The organism is Micromonospora sp. MH33, from assembly GCF_003013775.1.
Lineage (GTDB): Bacteria > Actinomycetota > Actinomycetes > Mycobacteriales > Micromonosporaceae > Micromonospora > Micromonospora fulviviridis.
The window spans coordinates 1-3184 of the sequence record NZ_MUYZ01000483.1 but is presented as its reverse complement, the minus strand read 5'-3'; the positions used below and the strand labels follow the sequence as shown (position 1 = coordinate 3184).

At 74.8% G+C, this 3184-nt stretch carries 2 protein-coding genes; both read left to right on the top strand.

Annotation, left to right across the window (positions count from 1 at the left end; all coding sequences use genetic code 11):
- Positions 1-1033 (top strand): prenyltransferase/squalene oxidase repeat-containing protein (locus tag B0E53_RS34755; protein WP_246835755.1); only part of this gene is annotated, 1033 nt, incomplete at its 5' end.
- 94 nt (positions 1034-1127) lie between these two features.
- A partial coding sequence (locus tag B0E53_RS34750) for a nitrate- and nitrite sensing domain-containing protein (RefSeq protein WP_107079755.1) occupies positions 1128-3184 on the top strand: 2057 nt, incomplete at its 3' end.

Here is a 3184-nt window from a genome sequence, read left to right as displayed (position 1 = left end):
CGGGGTACGCGGCCTGCTGGCCGCCGGCCGCCCCGTCCCGGAGAAGCTGGCGCACGCTCTGGAGGTGGGCGGCGATCGGGCCCGCCGGGCGGCCGGGGTGCGGCCCGGCGAGGCGGGCGCGGTCGGCGCCTCGCCCGCAGCGACGGCCGCCTGGCTCGGTCACCCCGACCCCGGCCCCGCCCTGGACTACCTGTACGCGGTCGGCCGGCGCGGCCCGGTGCCCTGCGCCAGCCCGATCACCGTCTTCGAGCGTGCCTGGGTGCTCGGCATCCTGGCCCGGGCCGGGGTGCCGCTGACCTTTCCCGGGTCGTTGGTGGCCGAACTGCGGGCGGCCGTCGGGGTGTCCGGCGCGGCCACCGGACCCGGGCTGCCCGCCGACGCCGACACCACCTCGGTGACCCTCTACGCGCTCGCCCGGCTGAACCGGCCGCTCGACGTGTCCCGGCTCGACCGGTACGACACCGGCCGGCACTTCTGCACCTGGCCGGGGGAGGACGGGGCGTCGGTGACCACCAACGCGCACGTGCTCGACGCCCTCGGCCAGCACCCCGCCCACCCGGGCGTCGCGGCCACCGTGGACCGGGTCGCCGGCTGGCTGGTCGAGCGGCAGGAGCCGGACGGACGGTGGGGCGACCGCTGGCACGCGTCGGCGTACTACGCGACGTACTGCGTGCTGCTCGCGCTGGCCGACCACGCCCCCGGGGCCGCGGCGCGCGCCGCCGTCGACCGGGGGGTCGGCTGGCTGCTGGAGACCCAACGCGCGGACGGCTCCTGGGGGCGGTGGAGCGGCACCGCCGAGGAGACCGCGTACGCGGTGCTCGCGCTTGCCGGCGCCGGGCGGCCGGGGGACACCCGGGTCGCCGCGGCGCTCGTACGGGGACGGCGTCGACTGTCCGAGTGGGACGGACGCGCCGACGGGCCCGCGCTGTGGCACGACAAGGATCTCTACCGTCCGACGCTGATCGTGCGCGCCGCGGTGCTGGCCGCGTCGTGGTCCGCCGACGGCACAGCCACCCCGGCGACGACACCATGATCAGGATCGCTTGAATGGAGTTCACGACGGCTGCTAGCGTGCGCCGGAGTCGATCGGATTTCGGACCGATCGAATACTCGGCCAGGACGGTGTGATGGGTTCCCGCAGTACGAATCTCCGTACGAAGATCATCGCGCTGCTGGCGTCCCTGATCGCACTCTGGGCCTTCGCGGCCTGGGTCACCGTGCGCGACGGCTTCAACCTGCTCGGTGTGCAGGCGCTCAACGCGCGGGTCTTCGAGCCGAGCGACCCGCTGCTGCTCCAACTCCAGAACGAGCGGCGGCTGTCGCTGCTGTACCTGGGACAGTCCGACCCGGACCAGTTGCAGGAGCTGGTCGCGCAGCGGCAGCGCACCGACGACAGCGCCGCGGCGCTGTGGCACTCCGCGCAGGACTGGCGCACCGAGATCCCGGCCAGTGACGAGCTGGAGCAGCGGATCGCCGAGCTGAGGACCGAGATCGGGCAGCTCGGCGAGGTACGCGCCGAGGTCGGCCGCAAGACCATCGACCGGACCGCGACGCTGGCCGCGTACAACGAGGCGGTCGACGCCATCTTCGGGGTCTTCGACGCGCTCGGCGGTCTGGACGACGACGAGATCGCCCGGGACACCGCCGCGCTGATCGACCTGAACCGGGCCCGGGAGCTGCTGTCCCAGCAGGACGCGCTGCTGACCGGCGCGGTGGCGGCCAACCGGATGACCGTGGCCGAGCAGGCCGCCTTCGCCCGGCTGGTCGGCGCCCAGTGGTTCCTCGCCGACCGGACCGCCCGCGACCTGGCCCCGACCGACCGGGCCCGCTACCAGCAGATGACCGAGGGGGAGGCGTTCCAGCAGCTGCGCGCCCTGCAGGACCGGGTGATCGCGGCCAAGGGCAGCGACGTGCGCCCGCCGGTCACCGCGGCGGCCTGGCAGGCCGCCGCCAACCGGTCCATGGAGGACCTGCGCGGGGTGATCCTCGCCGGCGGCGAGGACATCGTGTCCCGGGCCACCCCGGTCGCCGTCGGCGTCATCCTCCGGCTGGTGCTCGCCGCCGGCCTCGGCCTGATCGCCGTCGTCGCCTCCGTCGTCGTGTCCATCACCACCGCCCGGGCACTGGTCCGGCAGCTCGAACGGCTGCGCGAGGCGGCGTTCCGGCTGGCGAACGAGCGGCTGCCCAGCGTGGTGGAGCGGTTGGGTCACGGCGAGGAGGTGGACGTCGCCCGCGAGGCGCCGCCGCTGCAGACCGGTGACGACGAGATCGGGCAGGTCGGCAAGGCGTTCAACGCCGTGCAGGAGACCGCCATCCGGACCGCCGTCGAGCAGGCCGAGCTGCGCCGCAACGTCCGCGAGGTCTTCCTCAGCCTGGCCCGGCGTACCCAGGCGCTGGTGCACCGCCAGCTCACCCTGCTCGACGCCATGGAGCGCCGGGAGCACGACGCCGAGGAGCTGGAGGACCTGTTCCGCGTCGACCACCTGGCCACCCGGATGCGGCGCAACGCGGAGAACCTGATCGTCCTCTCCGGCTCGACGCCGGGCCGGGCCTGGCGGCGCAACGTGCCGATGGTCGACGTGGTGCGCGGCGCGGTCGCCGAGGTCGAGGACTACACCCGGGTGACCGTACGGCCGCTCGGCCCGGTCTCGCTGACCGGCCGGGCCGTCGGCGACGTCATCCACCTGCTGGCCGAGTTGATCGAGAACGGCCTCTCCTTCTCGCCGCCGCACACCACCGTCGAGGTACGCGGCCAGATGGTGGCCAACGGCTTCGCCATCGAGATCGAGGACCGGGGCCTCGGCATGGGCGCCGAGGAACTGGCCGCCGCGAACCGGCGCATCGTGGACCGGTCCGAGCTGAACCTGGCCAACGCCGCCCGGCTCGGCCTCTTCGTGGTCAGCCGGCTCACCGAGCGGCACGGGGTGAAGGTGCAGCTCAAGGAGTCGGCGTACGGCGGGACGACGGCGGTGGTGCTGATCCCGCTCGAGCTGGTCACCCAGGACGGGCCGGACCCGAGCACCTCCGGCGGCTTCCCGGCCGGCGCCGGACAGCCCGCCCCGGCCACGCCCACCCCCAACGAATCGGAGGGCGCGGCGGCCCTCGCCGTCGACCGGCCGGCCGCCCCCGTGGCGGTGGCCGAGAGCGCCGGCGCGGCGGAGCCCGCCGAGGACGGCGCGGACCA